This is a genomic window from Streptomyces sp. NPDC040410 (genome assembly GCF_055595715.1).
Genome location: NZ_JBVIVK010000004.1, coordinates 360285 through 375943, shown reverse-complemented (window position 1 = coordinate 375943; position 15659 = coordinate 360285). Strand labels below are relative to the sequence as shown.

The 15659-nt window shown below is 72.0% G+C and carries 14 protein-coding genes; 9 read left to right on the top strand and 5 right to left on the bottom strand.

Annotated elements, in window-relative coordinates; all coding sequences use genetic code 11:
• Nucleotides 1-72: 72 nt before the first annotated feature.
• The 6 genes from ACZ562_RS11720 to ACZ562_RS11695 all read left to right on the top strand — a co-directional run bounded on the left by ACZ562_RS11720 (nucleotide 73) and on the right by ACZ562_RS11695 (nucleotide 7774).
• Entirely contained in the window at nucleotides 73-2934 is a 2862-nt protein-coding gene (locus ACZ562_RS11720; RefSeq protein ID WP_471176603.1) for a DEAD/DEAH box helicase, read from the top strand.
• Nucleotides 2935-3224: 290 nt separating this feature from the next.
• Complete coding sequence (locus ACZ562_RS11715; protein WP_471176600.1) at nucleotides 3225-4808, top strand: sensor histidine kinase; 1584 nt, start codon at nucleotides 3225-3227, stop codon at nucleotides 4806-4808.
• Complete coding sequence (locus ACZ562_RS11710) at nucleotides 4805-5212, top strand: roadblock/LC7 domain-containing protein (protein WP_471176598.1); 408 nt, start codon at nucleotides 4805-4807, stop codon at nucleotides 5210-5212. Before ACZ562_RS11715 ends, ACZ562_RS11710 begins: the two co-directional genes overlap by 4 nt.
• A complete protein-coding gene (locus ACZ562_RS11705) occupies nucleotides 5209-5604 on the top strand; it encodes a DUF742 domain-containing protein (RefSeq protein ID WP_471176595.1) in 396 nt (131 codons plus the stop codon). Before ACZ562_RS11710 ends, ACZ562_RS11705 begins: the two co-directional genes overlap by 4 nt.
• Nucleotides 5585-6205: a GTP-binding protein gene (locus tag ACZ562_RS11700; protein WP_471176592.1), complete on the top strand. Its 621-nt coding sequence runs from the start codon at nucleotides 5585-5587 to the stop codon at nucleotides 6203-6205. The genes ACZ562_RS11705 and ACZ562_RS11700 overlap by 20 nt, the downstream gene beginning before the upstream one ends.
• A 48-nt stretch (nucleotides 6206-6253) precedes the next feature.
• Complete coding sequence (locus ACZ562_RS11695) at nucleotides 6254-7774, top strand: cytochrome P450 (RefSeq protein ID WP_471176589.1); 1521 nt, start codon at nucleotides 6254-6256, stop codon at nucleotides 7772-7774.
• On the opposite strand, the gene ACZ562_RS11690 is transcribed toward ACZ562_RS11695, so the two are convergent.
• The 3 genes from ACZ562_RS11690 to ACZ562_RS11680 form a co-directional block, all read right to left on the bottom strand.
• The gene (locus ACZ562_RS11690; protein ID WP_471176586.1) at nucleotides 7768-8736 is read right to left on the bottom strand and encodes an RluA family pseudouridine synthase; all 969 of its coding nucleotides are present in this window, start codon (nucleotides 8734-8736) and stop codon (nucleotides 7768-7770) included. The two genes, ACZ562_RS11695 and ACZ562_RS11690, sit on opposite strands and share 7 nt — an antisense overlap.
• Before the next feature lie 80 nt (nucleotides 8737-8816).
• Complete coding sequence (locus ACZ562_RS11685; RefSeq protein ID WP_471176583.1) at nucleotides 8817-9659, bottom strand: siderophore-interacting protein; 843 nt, start codon at nucleotides 9657-9659, stop codon at nucleotides 8817-8819.
• Nucleotides 9660-9747: 88 nt separating this feature from the next.
• Nucleotides 9748-10680 carry a 5'-3' exonuclease gene (locus ACZ562_RS11680; protein WP_471176892.1) on the bottom strand — a complete coding sequence of 311 codons (933 nt, stop codon included), beginning with the start codon at nucleotides 10678-10680 and terminating at the stop codon, nucleotides 9748-9750.
• A 786-nt stretch (nucleotides 10681-11466) separates the two neighbouring features.
• On the opposite strand from ACZ562_RS11680, the gene ACZ562_RS11675 reads away from it, so the two are divergent.
• The 3 genes from ACZ562_RS11675 to ACZ562_RS11665 all read left to right on the top strand — a co-directional run bounded on the left by ACZ562_RS11675 (nucleotide 11467) and on the right by ACZ562_RS11665 (nucleotide 13880).
• Nucleotides 11467-12036 (top strand): helix-turn-helix domain-containing protein, encoded by a 570-nt coding sequence (locus tag ACZ562_RS11675; protein WP_471176580.1) that lies wholly within the window; start codon nucleotides 11467-11469, stop codon nucleotides 12034-12036.
• Nucleotides 12033-12752, top strand: a complete 720-nt coding sequence (locus tag ACZ562_RS11670; protein ID WP_471176576.1) for a helical backbone metal receptor — start codon at nucleotides 12033-12035, stop codon at nucleotides 12750-12752. Before ACZ562_RS11675 ends, ACZ562_RS11670 begins: the two co-directional genes overlap by 4 nt.
• A 177-nt stretch (nucleotides 12753-12929) precedes the next feature.
• Nucleotides 12930-13880 (top strand): LysR family transcriptional regulator, encoded by a 951-nt coding sequence (locus ACZ562_RS11665; protein ID WP_471176573.1) that lies wholly within the window; start codon nucleotides 12930-12932, stop codon nucleotides 13878-13880.
• A gap of 144 nt (nucleotides 13881-14024) precedes the next feature.
• Here ACZ562_RS11665 and ACZ562_RS11660 read toward each other — a convergent pair whose 3' ends face one another.
• Both ACZ562_RS11660 and ACZ562_RS11655 read right to left on the bottom strand, forming a co-directional pair.
• Nucleotides 14025-14723: a gamma-glutamyl-gamma-aminobutyrate hydrolase family protein gene (locus tag ACZ562_RS11660; RefSeq protein ID WP_471176571.1), complete on the bottom strand. Its 699-nt coding sequence runs from the start codon at nucleotides 14721-14723 to the stop codon at nucleotides 14025-14027.
• A gap of 89 nt (nucleotides 14724-14812) precedes the next feature.
• Entirely contained in the window at nucleotides 14813-15583 is a 771-nt protein-coding gene (locus tag ACZ562_RS11655) for a FadR/GntR family transcriptional regulator (RefSeq protein ID WP_471176569.1), read from the bottom strand.
• Between the last annotated feature and the right edge of the window lie 76 nt (nucleotides 15584-15659).

Sequence of the window (15659 nt, the reverse complement as noted above, 5' to 3'; positions counted from 1 at the left end):
CCCCGGAGGCGGTGCGCGTCATACGGCCGTGAGCTGCGCGTATCCCGGGCTTCACAGGATCTGATCCGGATAATGATCGTCCTGTTGTCAGTGGGGCCCGGTACGCTCGAAAGCACGATGACAGAGGACCTCTCACCGGCCGAGCGGTACGCGGCAGCCCGCAAGCGTGCTGCCGAGCAGGCCACCGCGCTCGCCTCCTTCCGCGAGATGTACGACTTCGGCCTCGACCCCTTCCAGATCGAGGCCTGCCAGGCGCTCGAAGCGGGGAAGGGCGTGCTGGTGGCCGCGCCCACGGGCTCGGGCAAGACGATCGTCGGCGAGTTCGCCGTCCACCTCGCCCTCCAACAGGGCAAGAAGTGCTTCTACACGACACCCATCAAGGCGCTGTCGAATCAGAAGTACGCCGACCTGTGCCGCCGTTACGGCACGGACAAGGTCGGCCTGCTCACCGGCGACAACAGCGTCAACTCCGGCGCCCCGGTGGTCGTGATGACCACCGAGGTGCTGCGGAACATGCTGTACGCAGGCTCGCAGACCCTCCTCGGCCTCGGCTACGTGGTCATGGACGAGGTGCACTACCTCTCCGACCGGTTCCGCGGGGCCGTTTGGGAGGAAGTGATCATCCACCTGCCCGAGTCGGTCACCCTGGTCTCCCTGTCGGCGACGGTGTCGAACGCCGAGGAGTTCGGCGACTGGCTGGACACCGTCCGCGGCCACACCGAGGTGATCGTCTCCGAGCACCGGCCCGTGCCGCTGTTCCAGCACGTGCTCGCCGGGCGGCGGATGTACGACCTGTTCGAGGAGGGCGAGGGCCAGAAGAAGGCCGTCAACCCCGACCTCACGCGCCTGGCCCGGATGGAGGCGAGCCGCCCCTCGTACCAGGACCGCAGACGCGGCCGGGCGATGCGGGAGGCAGACCGGGAGCGCGAGCGCAGACAGCGTTCGCGCATCTGGACGCCGAGCCGGCCCGAGGTCATCGAACGGCTCGACGCCGAGGGCCTGTTGCCCGCCATCACGTTCATCTTCAGTCGTGCCGCCTGCGAGGCCGCCGTACAGCAGTGCCTGCACGCGGGACTCAGGCTGAACGACGAGGAGGCGCGGGGCAGGGTGCGTGCCCTGGTCGAGGAGCGCACCGCCTCCATCCCGTCCGAGGACCTCCACGTCCTCGGCTACTACGAGTGGCTGGAGGGCCTGGAGCGCGGCATCGCGGCCCACCACGCGGGCATGCTGCCGACGTTCAAGGAGGTCGTCGAGGAGCTGTTCGTCCGCGGCCTGGTGAAGGCCGTGTTCGCGACGGAGACCCTCGCGCTGGGCATCAACATGCCCGCCCGCTCGGTGGTGCTGGAGAAGCTCGTCAAGTGGAACGGCGAGCAGCACGCCGACATCACCCCCGGCGAGTACACCCAGCTGACCGGCCGTGCGGGCCGGCGGGGCATCGACATCGAGGGCCACGCCGTCGTGCTGTGGCAGCGCGGGACCAGCCCCGAGCATCTCGCGGGCCTGGCCGGCACGCGCACCTATCCGCTGCGCTCCAGCTTCAAGCCCTCGTACAACATGGCGGTCAACCTGGTCGAGCAGTTCGGGCGGCACCGCTCGCGCGAGCTGCTCGAAACGTCCTTCGCGCAGTTCCAGGCCGACAAGTCGGTCGTCGGGATCTCGCGCCAGGTGCAGCGCAACGAAGAGGGTCTGGAGGGCTACAAGGCCTCCATGACCTGCCACCTGGGCGACTTCGAGGAGTACATGCGGCTGCGCCGCGAACTCAAGGACCGTGAGACCGAGCTGGCCCGGCAGGGCGCCAGCCAGCGGCGTGCCGAGGCGGCCGTCGCGCTGGAGAAGCTCAAACCGGGTGACGTCATCCACGTCCCGACCGGCAAGTACGCGGGCCTGGCGCTGGTGCTGGACCCCGGTCTGCCCGCGGGGCGCTCCAACGGTCACCGCGGCTTCGAGCAGCACGACGGTCCGCGCCCGCTCGTGCTGACCGCCGAGCGACAGGTCAAGCGGCTTGCTTCGATGGACTTCCCGGTGCCCGTCGAGGCGCTCGAGCGGATGCGCATCCCGAAGTCCTTCAACCCGCGCTCCCCGCAGTCCCGCCGGGACCTGGCCTCGGCGCTGCGGACCAAGGCCGGGCACATCCCGCAGGAGCGGTCCCGCAAGAGGCGCTCCCAGGCGGCCGACGACCGGGACATCGCCCGGCTGCGCACCGCGATCCGCGCGCACCCCTGCCACGGCTGCAACGACCGTGAGGACCACGCCCGTTGGGCCGAGCGCCACCACCGGCTGCTGCGCGACACCTCGCAGCTGGAGCGGCGCATCGAAGGGCGGACGAACACCATCGCGCGCACCTTCGACCGGATCGTCGCGCTGCTGACCGAGCTGGACTACCTGCGCGGCGACGAGGTCACCGAGCACGGCAAGCGGCTGGCCCGGCTGTACGGCGAACTCGACCTGCTGGCGAGCGAATGCCTGCGCGCGGGGGTGTGGGACGGACTGGCTCCCGCCGAACTGGCCGCCTGTGTCTCGGCGTTGGTGTACGAGGCGCGGGTCGGCGACGACGCGATGGCGCCCAAGGTGCCCTCGGGCAGGGCAAAGGCAGCGCTCGGCGAGATGGTCCGGATCTGGGGGCACCTCGACGCCTTGGAGGAGGAGTTCCGGATCACCCAGACCGAGGGCGTCGGCCAGCGCGAGCCGGATCTCGGTTTCGCCTGGGCCGCGTACATGTGGGCATCCGGCAAGGGGCTCGACGAGGTGCTGCGCGAGGCGGAGATGCCGGCGGGGGACTTCGTCCGGTGGTGCAAGCAGGTCATCGACGTGCTCGGGCAGATCTCGGCGGCGGCGCCCGTTTCCGGCGGGGAGGGCTCGACCGTGGCCAAGAACGCGCGTAAGGCGGTTGAGTTGTTGCTGCGGGGGGTTGTGGCCTACTCGTCGGTGGGGTGAGTGCCGTCGGGCGCCGCTCCGCGCTGCCCGACTCGGTGATGGAGAAGTGGACGCCGGCGTGGCCGGCGTCCACTTCTCGTACGCCCGTACGTCGTTACGCAATGTGTTCGAACGATGTCTGAGCGTGCAAATGAGGCTGAGGGTACTCCTGTCGCGAGGCCCGTTTCAGATGCTTGCGGAATATGACATGGCGATGATCCGGTCGGACTAAGCTCGCCCGCAGCGCGCCGGGTTGAGATGTATTCGGGCGCTTGTTCCCACTCCCAGCCGATTTGTTTCAGAGGGCCCACATGGTGAGTGTTCAATCCGCTCCAGATCGCCGTGAACTCCCCTACGCACGCGTGCTGTTGCTGCCCGCCATACTGATGGCCGCGGCGACCGGGGCCGCCGTGGCCCTGGTGGCGGAGCCGGCCCGGGCGGCCGTCGGCTGGTGCGGTGCCGTCGCCACCCTGCTGGTCGTCGCGACGGGGGCCGAAGCGGTGCGCCGCGGCCGTGCCCTGCGGGACCTGCGCGCCGAGCGCCACCGTCACACGGCGTACCTCGAAGGGCGTATCGCCGCCCACGACGAGGAGATGGAGCGCCTCGCCAAAGAGATCGCGCCGAACGCGCTGTACCGGCTGCAGTGTGGCAATTCCCCCGGGGAGGTGATCCGCCAACTCGGCGACATCGACCCCTCCTACCGCGAACTTCCCGAAGCGCAGCTGTCGTTGCTGAAGACGGTGCTCGACATCGCCGACCGGGAGGAGGCGAAGCGTGACTCCGCGCAGCGCTCCTTCGTCAACATCGCCCGCCGCGTCCAGGCGATCGTCCACCAACAGGCCAACGAACTGCGGGAGATGGAGGAGGACCACGGCCGCAACCCCGAAGTCTTCGACGACCTGCTGCGCATCGACCACGGCACCGCGCTGATCGGCCGCCTCGCCGACTCCATCTCCGTCCTCGGCGGCGGCCGCCCGAGCCGTAACTGGCCCAATCCGGTATCGCTGTTCAGCGTGCTGCGCGGCGCCATGTCCCGGATCCTGGAGTACCGGCGCATCGAACTGCACTCCATCGCCAAGGTCAACATCGACGGCAACTCTGTCGAGCCGCTCATCCACGCCGCGGCCGAACTCCTCGACAACGCCACGCGCTACTCGCCGCCGCAGACCAAGGTGCACGTCACGGCCGTCGAAGTGCAGACCGGTGTCGCCATCGAGATCGAGGACGCCGGCGTCAGCCTCAGCCCGGAGGCCCGCGCCCGGGCCGAGGGCATGCTGGAGCGGGCCATGAACGGCGGCGACGTGGGCGACCTCGGCGACTCCCCGCGCCTGGGCCTCGCCGTGGTGGGCCGGCTCTGCACGACGTACAAGATGCAGGTCTCACTGCGGGCCTCCGCCTACGGCGGTGTGCGGGCCGTCCTGGTCGTGCCCAGCGCCATGATGACCGACGAAGCCGCCCCCGGACTCGCGCACGGCATCGGCGCCACCGCAGCGCCCAAGATCGATCTCGGTGCGCTCGAAGGGCCCAAGCGCACGCCCAAGAAGCGCCGCCCCACCAGCCCTCGCATCACCGCGCCGCCGTCCATGGAGGACGAGGTCCGCGAGGTCACCGAGTGGACGGCGGGCGGCCTGCCGCAGCGCCGCAGCCGGGTCAAGGTCCCGCTCAGCAGGCGGCTCGCCGAGCAGGCCGCCGTCGAACGGGCCGAACGGGAGGGCAGGCCGTCCGTCTGGTCGACCCCCGAGCCCGAACCCGAGCCCGAGAAGGAACCCGAACCGGGGCTGTGGGTCGAGGCCTTCATGAACGGACTCAAGGGTGGCCCGGACCCGGCCGCACGAACCCAGCAGACAACCGAGCCGGCCCGCATCGAGGCCGACGACGAGGGGGACCTCAAGTGATCCAGCAGCGTGCCAACTTCGACTGGATGCTCAAGGATCTCGCCGACGGCGTACCGGGCATCGAGATGATCGTGGTGCTCTCCGCCGACGGCCTGCGCATCGCCCGCCACGGCGGCGACCCGGACGCCGCCGACCGTGTCGCCGCGGCCTGCGCGGGACTGCAGAGCCTGGCCGGTGCCGTCGCCCAGGAGATCCCGGCCAGTGACGGCCGGATGCGCATGGTCATCATCGAGGTCAACGGCGGCTACTTCTACCTGATGGCCGCCGGCGCCAACGCGTACCTCGCGGTGCTCTCCGACGTCGTCGCCGAACCCGGCCTGATGAGCAACCGCATGCGCGACCTCGTCGTCCGGATCGGCGCCCACCTCACCAGTCCGCCCCGGCGGAACGGCCAGACCGTATGATCCCTCCGCAACGCCGGCGGCGACACCCCGAACCCGCGGAAGAGCCGCCGCCCGAACCGCGCGGCAAGGAGCCCCAGCGGCTGTACGTGCTCACCGGCGACGGTGACCAGGGTGAGCGCGCGGAGCTCGACCTGGTCACGCTGATCGTGGCGCGTGCCGACCCACCGGCCTCCGCACAGCCTGAGCACACGGCACTGCTCCGGCTGTGCAAGTCCCCCTTGTCGGTGGCCGAGCTCTCGGCCTATCTCAATCTGCCGTACGGCGTGGTGACCGTCCTGCTCACCGAGCTGCTGACGGCCGAACTGGTGCAGGCGCGCGCCCCTGTCGTCCGCCAGGCGCTCCCCGACCGTTCCCTCCTCGAAACGGTGATGCATGGACTTCAAAAGCTCTGACACCATCACGGGTCCACGGACCGAGGACCACCTCCCGCACACGGCCCAGGCCGCGGTGAAGATCGTGATCGTGGGCGGCTTCGGGGTCGGCAAGACGACCATGGTCGGCTCGGTCAGCGAGATCAGACCGCTGACCACCGAGGAGACCATGACGCAGGCCGGCGTCGGGGTGGACGACAACTACGGCTCCGACTCCAAGACGGCCACCACCGTGGCGATGGACTTCGGCCGCATCAGCATCACCGACCAGCTCGTGCTGTACCTCTTCGGCACCCCCGGCCAGGAGCGCTTCTGGTTCCTGTGGAACGGCCTGTTCGAGGGCGCGCTGGGCGCGGTCGTCCTGGTCGACACCCGCCGGCTCGAGGTCAGCTTCGACGTCATGGACCGGCTGGAGGAGCGCGGCGTGCCGTTCATGGTCGCCGTCAACACCTTCCCGGACGGGCCCCGTTATCCCATGGAGGACCTCCGTTCCGCGCTCGACCTGAGCGAGGAGATCCCCATGGTGGAGTGCGACGCGCGCCGCCGTGCCTCCAGCCGCGACGTCCTGATGACCCTGATGCGCTTCCTGCACTCGCTCGCGATGACGGGCTCGCTCACCTAGGCCCCGTTTTCCCACTCCCCAACACTGATCCACTTCGGAGCGACCACTGTGACGCCTGAATCCCACTCCCTCACCGGTACGGACGACCGCAAGCCCGGCCCGCCGCCCGGGTGCCCCGCCCACGGCCGCGGACCCGGCGGACTGCACCGGCTGTACGGCCCGGACGCGGAGAACCTGAGCGCGCTGTACGAGCAACTCCGCGAGGAGCACGGCCCGGTGGCGCCGGCGCTGCTCCACGACGACGTGCCGGTGTGGGTGGTCCTCGGCCACGCCGAGAACCTGCACATGGTGCGCACGCCCTCGCAGTTCTGCCGGGACAGCCGCATCTGGGCCCCCCTCCTGGACGGCCTGGTCAAGCCCGATCACCCGCTCATGCCGCACATCGCGTGGGAGCCCATCTGCTCCTACGCCGAGGGCGACGAACACCTGCGGCTGCGCGGCGCGGTCAACGGCGCCATCTCGACGATCGACCACCGCGGCATCCGCCGGTACATCAACCGCTCCACCCAGCGCCTCGTCAACGAGTTCTGCCAGGAGGGCACGGCCGAACTCGTCAGCCAGTTCGCCGAGCACCTGCCGATGGCCGTGCTGTGCGAGATCCTCGGCATGCCCGAGGAGTACGACGACCGCATGGTGCAGGCGGCCCGCGACATGCTCAGGGGCACCGAAACCGCCATCGCCAGCCACGCCTACGTCATGGAAGCCCTCCAGCGGCTCACCGTTCGCCGTCGCGCCGAGGCCAAGGAGGACTTCGCGAGCCACCTGATCAACCACCCGGCACGGCTCACCGACGACGAGGTCACCAAGCACCTGTGGCTCGTCCTCATGGCGGCCTACGAGGCCACGGCCAACCTCATCGCCAACGTGCTGCGCATGGTCCTCACCGACCCGCGCTTCCGCGCCCAGCTCAACGGCGGCCAGATGACGGTGCCGGAGGCGGTCGAGCAGTCCCTGTGGAACGAGCCGCCGTTCAGCACGGTCTTCGCCTACTTCGCCAAACAGGACACGGAGCTCGGCGGCCAGCGCATCCGCAAGGGCGACGGGCTGCTCTTCGGTATCGCGCCGGGCAACGTCGACCCGCGGGTGCGTCCCGACCTGTCCGCCAACATGCAGGGCAACCGCTCCCACCTCGCCTTCGGCGGCGGCCCGCACGAGTGCCCCGGCCAGGACATCGGCCGCGCCATCGCCGACACCGGCGTGGATGCCCTGCTGATGCGCCTGCCCGACGTCGAACTCGACATTGATGAAGCCGAGTTGAGCTGGACCGAGTCACTGGCCTCGCGTCACCTCGTGGAACTCCCGGTCCGCTTCGAGCCGAGGCCGCAGCAGGACGTGATGCGGAAGCCGAGCCTCGGCCCGGTGCCGTCCCGGCCCCCCGCCTGGGAGGTCAGCACACCCGCACCGCAGCCGGCACCGGCTCGGGAACCCGTGCCGACTGCCCCGGCGCAGTCCGCGCCCACGCCCGAAGCGCCCACGCCCGAGAGGCCCGCCCCGGAAGCGCCCACGCCCGGACCGGCCCGCCCGATGGGCGCCTGGCGACGCCTCCTGCGCTGGTGGCGCGGTTACTGACCCGCCGCCCAGCGGTCGTACGACGCCCAGGCCCCGAGCACCCGCCCGCTGCGGAACCGGTGCTCCACACCCGTGACCGGGTCGGTGAACTCCAGCTCCCGCGCCAGCAGTTGCAGCGGACGGCGGAAGTCACCGGCCGGCACGGGGCCGGTCACCACCGGATACAGCGGGTCGCCGAGGATCGGTACACCGAGCGCGTTCATATGGACGCGCAGCTGGTGGGTCTGCCCGGTGGTGGGGACCAGACGGTACCGGCCGAGCCCGCCGATCGTGCTCGCCTCCGGGCGGTGCCCGACCAGCTCGACCCGGCTGACGGCGTTCGGCTCGCCCTCGACCTCGCGGGCGGCCAGGATTCCGCGCTCCTTGACGATCCGGCTGTGTACGGTCCGGGGGAAGGCGAGTGCGGGATCGTACGGGGCGACGGCCTCGTACGCCTTGCGCACCCGCCGGTCGCGGAACAGCGACTGGTACGCGCCGCGCTCCTCGGGCCGGACCGTGCACAGCAGGAGCCCGGCCGTGAGCCGGTCCAGGCGGTGGGCGGCGCCGAGCGTGGGGAGGCCCAGTTCCCGGCGCAGCCGGGCGAGCGCGGTCTCGGTGACATGGCTGCCGCGGGGGGTGGTGGCCAGGAAGTGCGGCTTGTCGGCGACGACGATGTGCTCGTCGCGGTACACGACCTCCAGCGGAAACGGCACCCGGACCTCGTCGGGCAGGTCCCGGTGGAACCACACGAACATCCCCGGCACATACGCCGCGTCGGGCGCCACCGCCCGTCCGTCCGCCCCGACGACCAGCCCGGCGGCGAACATCCCGTCGACGATTCCGGTGCCCGCCCCCGACAGCCGTTCCGCGAGGTGCTCGCGCACGGTCGTCCACGCCCCCTCAACGGGCAGCCGCACCCGCACGGGGTCCACCCCCTCGCGCTGGGGCAGGGGGGAGGGCGGAATCCGGGCCTTGCGTCTCATCGGAGCAAGCCTACGAGGCGCGGCGCCCGCGCCCACACACGCGGAGGCGGCGGCACCGAGGGCCGCCGCCTCCGGACGTCTCACGCGGCGGTCGCGCCTTCCTGCTCCGCCTCGATGCGCGCGTTCCACTCCCGCTTGGAGGCCTGCCAGCCGTCCTCGTTGTGGCCGAGCCGCCAGTAGCCGGAGATCGACAGGTCCTCTCGGGGGATCTCCCGCTCCACCCGCAACAGCCGGCGCAGCTCCTTCACGAAGGCCGCCTCGCCGTGCACGAACGCGTGCAGCCGGCCGTCCGGGAACTCCAGCGCCCGTACCGCCTCGACCAGCGTCTCGCCGATGGGCCGGTCCCCGCGGTGCAGCCAGACGACCTCCACGTCGGAGTCGATCTTCTGCTCCTCCTCGGGACCCGCGACCTCGACGAAGGCGTACGCCTCCGCGCCCTCGGGCAGCGCCTCCAGGGAGCGGGCGATCGCGGGCAGCGCGCTCTCGTCACCGACGAGCAGATGCCAGTTTGCGCTCGCGTCGGGGGCATAGGCGCCGCCGGGGCCCATGAAGTGCACGGTCTCCCCGGGCCGGGCGCGCACCGCCCACGGGCCGGCCAGGCCCTCGTCGCCGTGGATCACGAAGTCCAGGGTCAGCTCGCGGTGTCCGGGGTCCCAGGCGCGCACCGTGTACGTCCGTGTCACGGGCCACTGGTCGCGGGGGAACTCCTCGCGGATCCGCTCCATGTCGAAGGGCTCCGGGTAGGTCACGCCGGCGGCCGGGAACAGCAGCTTCACATAGTGGTCCGTGCAGGTGTCGGCCGTGAACCCGGCCAGACCCTCGCCGCCGAGTACGACACGCTGCATGTGCGGGGTCAGCCGTTCGGTACGGACGACCTGCGCGGAGTGGGGCTTCCGCGGCTTTCGTCCCGGTCGTTCTGCCATGACGGTCTCCCTGGTTCCCGAGCTTAGGCTTACCTAAGTTAGCACCTCTCTCCTTCTCGGCACGGCTTCCCCGGCGCCAAGATTTCGCTCAGTTCGCACCAAGGGTCGTGAGCAGCCGCTGCAGCGACCCGCCCAGCCCCCAGCGGGCCGCCAGTGCCTCCAGCATCTCCGGGTGGCGCGGTGCGTGCGGCAGCGCGGTGTCGACGTCAGGCAGCGGGACGTCGTCCGCGACCCGGACGACCGTCGGTGCCACCGCGACGTACGGCCGCGACTCGTCCAGGCGTCTGCGCTGCGACGGCGTGAGCCGGGCCCTCGGGTCGTCGACCGCGGCCATGATGCCGGCCAGGTCGCCGTACTCCGCGAGCAGCTTCGCGGCCGTCTTCTCGCCGATGCCGGGCACGCCCGGCAGGCCGTCGCTCGGGTCGCCGCGCAGCAGTGCCAGATCCGCGTACCCCCGGCCGTCGACCCCGTACTTCGCGCGCAGCACCGCCGCGTCGGTCAGCTGCAGCGTGCCCACGCCCTTGAGCGGGTACAGCACACGCACTCCGCGGGCGTCGTCGACCAGCTGGTACAGGTCGCGGTCGCCGGTGACGATGTCGACCGGGCCCTTCGCACGCGCGGTGAACGTGCCGATCACGTCGTCCGCCTCGTATCCCGGCACCCCCACGCGCGCGATGCCGAGTGCGTCGAGGACGGCCTCGATGACCGGCACCTGCGGCGAAAGCGTGTCCGGTACCACCTCCTCGTCCGGGCCGGCCTCGTGCTCCTCGGCGACCCGGTGCGCCTTGTAGGAGGGAATCAGGTCGACCCGCCACTGCGGACGCCAGTCGGCGTCCATGCACGCCACCAGCCGGTCCGGGCGGTGGTCCCTGACCAGGCGGTCGATGAATTCGAGGAGCCCGCGCACGGCGTTCACCGGTGTGCCGTCCGGGGCCCTCACGGAATCCGGGACGCCGAAGTAGGCGCGGAAGTAGAGCGAGGCGGTGTCGAGGAGCATCAGTCGTCCGGTCACGCCACGCATCATGCCGCACGGCACCGACAGTCTCCCGTCGGTGACCGCGGCATGGGCGGGCCTGGACGCCGGGTGGTCCGGTGACGACAAGGATCCGGCCAACCACATAGCGCTACCCTCTTGCCCAAGCCTCCCCGCCCCTGACCGGAAATGCCGGCCGCACTTGCCGGGTGCCCGCCCCTTCTCCCGCTCCACCCGGGCCGTGCCGGGCTTCACCTCCGTACACGGCGGCACCCGTCGAACCGGCCGGCCGCCGCCGTGCCCCTCGCGAGCCCGGCCGCCAACCGGGTGCGGCCCCCCGGGGGCTTCACGTCCTGACGCTCAACCGCTGATCACCGGCTTGATCGGAGACCGGGGGCCTGGGCGCGGGCGGGAACACACGGCGTCGTTCGCGCATTGAAATGAGCAGGACCGGTCCCGTGCCGATCGAGGGTCGGTGGTGGCGCGGGGACCGCGGGAGCCGGCGGCCCGCACGCCTGCGATCCGGCGGGCGGGGGACCGCCGGCCCGCGATCCGCCCGCCTGCCTGAAGCGGTGCCTTCGTCAACCTCGCACCCCTCCGGGTCACGGCTTCGGACGACCGTCCGGTCCTCTGGTCAGGCCGTTCGTCCTTGAGGAGGAGTCCGTACCCCGCGAGTCCGGGGAGCTGATCCACTGGCGCGATCTGTGAGCTCCGGTCGCCCACACCGTGTCGTCGATGTGACGGGCGCATGAAACGGTTTGCCGAACATGCGTAGGGTGCAGAGAACTCATCAGAGGTGCCGCGGACCGACGAGCGAAGGAGGGAGCCGGAGCGATGGGCGACCACAAAGAACAGCCCCTTCGGGTGGGCGCGGCCGTACGGCGGCGGCGCCGGGCGCTCGAGCTCACCCTCGCCGTGGTGGCCGAGCGCAGCGGTCTGTCGGTCCCCTTCCTGAGCCAGATCGAGAACGAGCGGGCGCGGCCCAGCACAAGCTCCCTGGAGAAGGTCGCCGACGCCCTGCGCACCACCGCCGTCGAACTCCTCGCGGCCGCCGACCCGGCGTGCAGCGTGGACGTCGTGCGCGCCGAGGAGACCGAGCCGACCTACGAACCGCAGGTGCGCTCGCTGGTACGCGGTCACCACCAGATGCACGCCTCGGAGTTCACCGGCGACCATGACGCGGGCCGCGAATTCCAGTACCGCAACGACCAGTTGATGTACGTCGCCGACGGCGCCGTGGAGATCGAGGCGGAGGGCCGCGCCTACCGGCTCGGGCGCGGCGACACCCTGTACCTCACCGGCGGGGTCCGCCACCGCTGGCGGGCGACGGTGGCGGACACCCGGGTGGTCGTCGTCGCCGTGGCCGAACACATCGAGGCGGTCCGGGACCGGCCGCGCCGATGAGGGTCGTCTCCCTGGTCCCGTCACTGACGGAGGCCGTGGCCCTCTCGGCCCCCGGTGCCCTGGTGGGCGCGACGGACTGGTGCACCCATCCGGCGGACCTCGACGTCGCCCGTGTCGGCGGCACCAAGAACCCGAAGATCGACCGGATCCTCGCGCTCGCCCCCGACCTGGTGATCGCCAACGAGGAGGAGAACCGCGCCCCTGACCTCGCCGCCCTGCGCGAGGCGGGCGTCGAGGTCCTGCTGACCGAGGTGCGGGACGTACCGCAGGCCTTCCGGGAGCTCCGGCGCATGCTCGACGCGTGCGGCGTGCCCGCCGGGCCGCGGTGGCTGGACGAGGCGGAGGCGGCCTGGTCGGCACTGCGGGCACCGGAACGCCGTACGACGGCGGTCGTGCCCATCTGGCGCCGGCCCTGGATGGTGCTGGGCCGGGACACGTTCGCGGGCGACGTGCTGGCCCGCCTCGGCGTCGACCACCTCTACACGGGCCACGCGGAGCGCTACCCGCGGATTCCGGTCGAGGAACTGCGGGCCCTCGCGCCGGACGTCGTGGTCCTCCCGGACGAGCCGTACCGCTTCACGGCTCGGGACGGCCCCGAGGCGTTCCCGGGACTGGCCTGCGCGCTGGTCAGCGGACGGCTCCTGACCTGGTACGGGCCGTCGCTGGCCGAGGCGCCGCGGGCGCTGGGGGAGGCCCTGCGAACAGCTCGCCGCTGACCAGACCGCGTGTGGTGCGCAGGGCGGCGGTGGCCCGGGCGGTGACGAGGACGGCGTACAGGCCGACCGCGAGCCAGTCGCAGACGGCGAGCCCGGTCTGCCGGGCCGGCGCCTCGGCGTCGTCGGTGGCTGCCCGCGACCAGGGAGTATGTCTCGATGAGGGCATAAGCTGGGGTTATGAGCAGGAGCAGTGGGGTGGAGCGGCCGGCGAATTCCCGGCCGGTGGCCGGTGTCGACGGCTCGCTGGCACACCGGGTGCCGGAGCTCGGGGCGCTGGAGCTGCTGCTGGCGGTGGCTCGGCTCGGCAGCCTCGGCGGGGCGGCGCGCGAACTGGGCATCACCCAGCCGGCCGCGAGCAGCCGGATCCGCTCGATGGAACGCCAGCTGGGTGTGGCGCTGGTGGACCGTTCGCCGCGCGGCTCCCGGCTGACGGACGCGGGTGCGCTGGTGACGGACTGGGCGCGGCGGATCGTGGAAGCGGCGGAGGCCTTCGACGCCGGTGCGCAGGCGCTGCGGCACCGGCGGGACTCCCGTCTGCGGGTGGCGGCGAGCATGACGATCGCCGAGTACCTGCTGCCGGGCTGGCTGCTCGCGCTCCGTGCCCAGCGGCCGGACACGGCGGTGTCGCTGCTCGCGGGGAACTCGGCGGCGGTGGCGGAGCGGCTGCTGTCGGACGAGGCGGACCTCGGCTTCGTCGAGGGCGTCAGCGTGCCGGCCGGCCTGGATTCCGCGGTCATCGCCCACGACCGCCTGATCGTGGTGACCGCGCCCGCCCATCCCTGGGCGCGCCGCAGACGTTCCCTGGAGGCTTCCGAACTCGCCGCGACCCCGCTGATCCTGCGCGAGACGGGGTCGGGCACCCGGCAGGTGCTGCACGCGGCGCTCGGGGGGCTGGCGCGCCCGCTGATCGAGCTGTCGTCGACGACGGCGGTGAAGGCGGCCGCGGTGAGCGGGGCGGGGCCGGCGGTACTGAGCGAACTGGCCGTGGGGGAGGAACTGGCGATGCGGAGGCTGGTGAGGGTGCCGGTGGCGGACGTGTCCCTCGCCCGCGACCTGCGCGCCGTGTGGCCGGCGGGCCACCGCCCGGTGGGACCGGCACGCGACCTGCTGTCGCTGACACGGGGGTAGCCACCCGGCACGGGTGCATGGCGTGGGTTGCGTGAGTGCGCGGGTGCGGGGGTCGCTGGGGCCTCCGCCCCCGCACCCCCGGCCTGTGCCCACCCACCACCCCGACTCGGTGGGCCGGGAGGCGGACGTTTCAGCCCGTCCGGCTCAGCGACCGGGCCGAGCGGCCGCCGCCTCCACCAACGCCCGTAGCACCCGCACGTCCTCACCCATCTCCGGATGCCACTGCACACCCAGCACCCAGCCGGCCGACGGCAGCTCCACCGCCTCCACGGTCCCGTCCGCCGCGTACGCCGACGGGACCAGGCCCGTGCCGAGCCGGTCCACGGCCTGGTGGTGGTAGGTCGGTACGGACGTCTCCTCCGGGACGGCGTCGGCGTACCGCGTGCCCGGGACCGGCTTGACCGGGTGGCGGCCGAAGACCCCGACGGCCTCGGCGTGCCCGTCGAGGTGCTGGACGAGGGTGCCGCCGAGGGCGACGTTCAGCAGCTGCATGCCCCGGCAGACGCCGAGCAGCGGGATGCGCGCGGCGAACGCCGCGTCGATCAGGGCGAGCTCCCAGGCGTCCCGGGCACGGGCGGGCGGGCCGGTGCGCGGATCGGGTTCGGCGCCGTACCGGACAGGCTCGACGTCCGGGCCGCCGGCGATCACCAGACCGTCGAGGCGGGTGACGGCCGATGCGGCATGCTCCGGCGCGTCCGGCGGGAGCATCGCGGCGAGCCCGCCGGCCCGCTGCACGAGCCGCGGATACCCGACGGGCAGCAGGGCCGCGTCCAGCTCCCACACGCCCCAGCGCGCCCCGGCCTCGACGTACGTACTGATGCCGATCAGCGGCCTGTCGGCCATCCGTCCTCCCGCTGGCGACAATGGATTGCACTCGTACCTTTGTACCTTGGCTCAGGCCGCTGTGCGCGGCAAGGCCCCTCAGCGGGCACTCACGCCAGGAACCCGCGCAGCAGTGCCGCCGTCCCCGCGCAGTGCTCCCTCATCATCTCCCGCGCCCCGTCCGCGTCCCGGTCGAGCACCGCCTCGACCAGAGCGGTGTGCTGGCGCTGCGAGTGCTCCAGGTTGCGCACGAGGAGCGGGATGCAGTCGAGGAGGTCGTTCACCGTGGCCCGCACGGCCGCGTACTGCGCGGTCAGGGTCGCGGAGCCGCACAGCTCGGCGAGCGTGAGGTGGAGCATCGTGTCCAGGCGCCGGTACTCGGCCAGCGGCGCGTCCCGGGTGCCGGCCAGCGCCTCGCGCAGCCGCGCCGTCTGCTGCGGCGACAGACCGTGCGTCGCACAGAGCCCCGCCGCGCCCACCTCCAGGACCTCCCGGAAGCGCAGCACGTCCTCTATGTCGACCTCGGCGATACGCCGCCGCAGCTCGTCCTCGCCGCCCGCGTCCGACTTCGGCAGCACGAACGTCCCGCCGTACCGGCCGCGCCGCGACTCGACCAGGCCCTGGTCGTGGAGCACCTTCAGGACCTCGCGCAGTGTCACCCGGCTGATCCCCAGCCGCTCCGCCAGCTCCCGCTCCGCCGGCAGCCGTTCGCCGCCCGGCACCAGACCGAGCCGTACCACCTGGAGGATCTGCTCCAGCGCCTCCTCGAAGCCGTTGCCCGCCCGCACCGGGCGCAGCACCGGCGTCAGCCGGTCGTCCGGGCCCTTCGGACGACCCGCCGGGCCGCCGTTCGTGCCGATCTCAGGATCCGCCTGCGACATCGGGCCGAACCCCCTTCCCAAGCAATGGTTCTCCGAAATACCTTATGGCTTCCGGCTGAGCTCACAAGCCGAAGGA

What these genes read in the sequence shown, in the direction of transcription:
- ACZ562_RS11720 (WP_471176603.1), top strand. Translation starts at nt 73, where the DNA reads ATGATCGTCCTGTTGTCAGTGGGGCCCGGTACGCTCGAAAGCACGATG.
- ACZ562_RS11660 (WP_471176571.1), bottom strand. Translation starts at nt 14,723, where the DNA reads ATGGCCGACAGGCCGCTGATCGGCATCAGTACGTACGTCGAGGCCGGG.
- ACZ562_RS11690 (WP_471176586.1), bottom strand. Translation starts at nt 8,736, where the DNA reads ATGAGACGCAAGGCCCGGATTCCGCCCTCCCCCCTGCCCCAGCGCGAG.
- ACZ562_RS11680 (WP_471176892.1), bottom strand. Translation starts at nt 10,680, where the DNA reads ATGCGTGGCGTGACCGGACGACTGATGCTCCTCGACACCGCCTCGCTC.
- ACZ562_RS11655 (WP_471176569.1), bottom strand. Translation starts at nt 15,583, where the DNA reads ATGTCGCAGGCGGATCCTGAGATCGGCACGAACGGCGGCCCGGCGGGT.
- ACZ562_RS11685 (WP_471176583.1), bottom strand. Translation starts at nt 9,659, where the DNA reads ATGGCAGAACGACCGGGACGAAAGCCGCGGAAGCCCCACTCCGCGCAG.
- ACZ562_RS11675 (WP_471176580.1), top strand. Translation starts at nt 11,467, where the DNA reads ATGGGCGACCACAAAGAACAGCCCCTTCGGGTGGGCGCGGCCGTACGG.
- ACZ562_RS11670 (WP_471176576.1), top strand. Translation starts at nt 12,033, where the DNA reads ATGAGGGTCGTCTCCCTGGTCCCGTCACTGACGGAGGCCGTGGCCCTC.
- ACZ562_RS11700 (WP_471176592.1), top strand. Translation starts at nt 5,585, where the DNA reads ATGGACTTCAAAAGCTCTGACACCATCACGGGTCCACGGACCGAGGAC.
- ACZ562_RS11705 (WP_471176595.1), top strand. Translation starts at nt 5,209, where the DNA reads ATGATCCCTCCGCAACGCCGGCGGCGACACCCCGAACCCGCGGAAGAG.
- ACZ562_RS11715 (WP_471176600.1), top strand. Translation starts at nt 3,225, where the DNA reads ATGGTGAGTGTTCAATCCGCTCCAGATCGCCGTGAACTCCCCTACGCA.
- ACZ562_RS11665 (WP_471176573.1), top strand. Translation starts at nt 12,930, where the DNA reads ATGAGCAGGAGCAGTGGGGTGGAGCGGCCGGCGAATTCCCGGCCGGTG.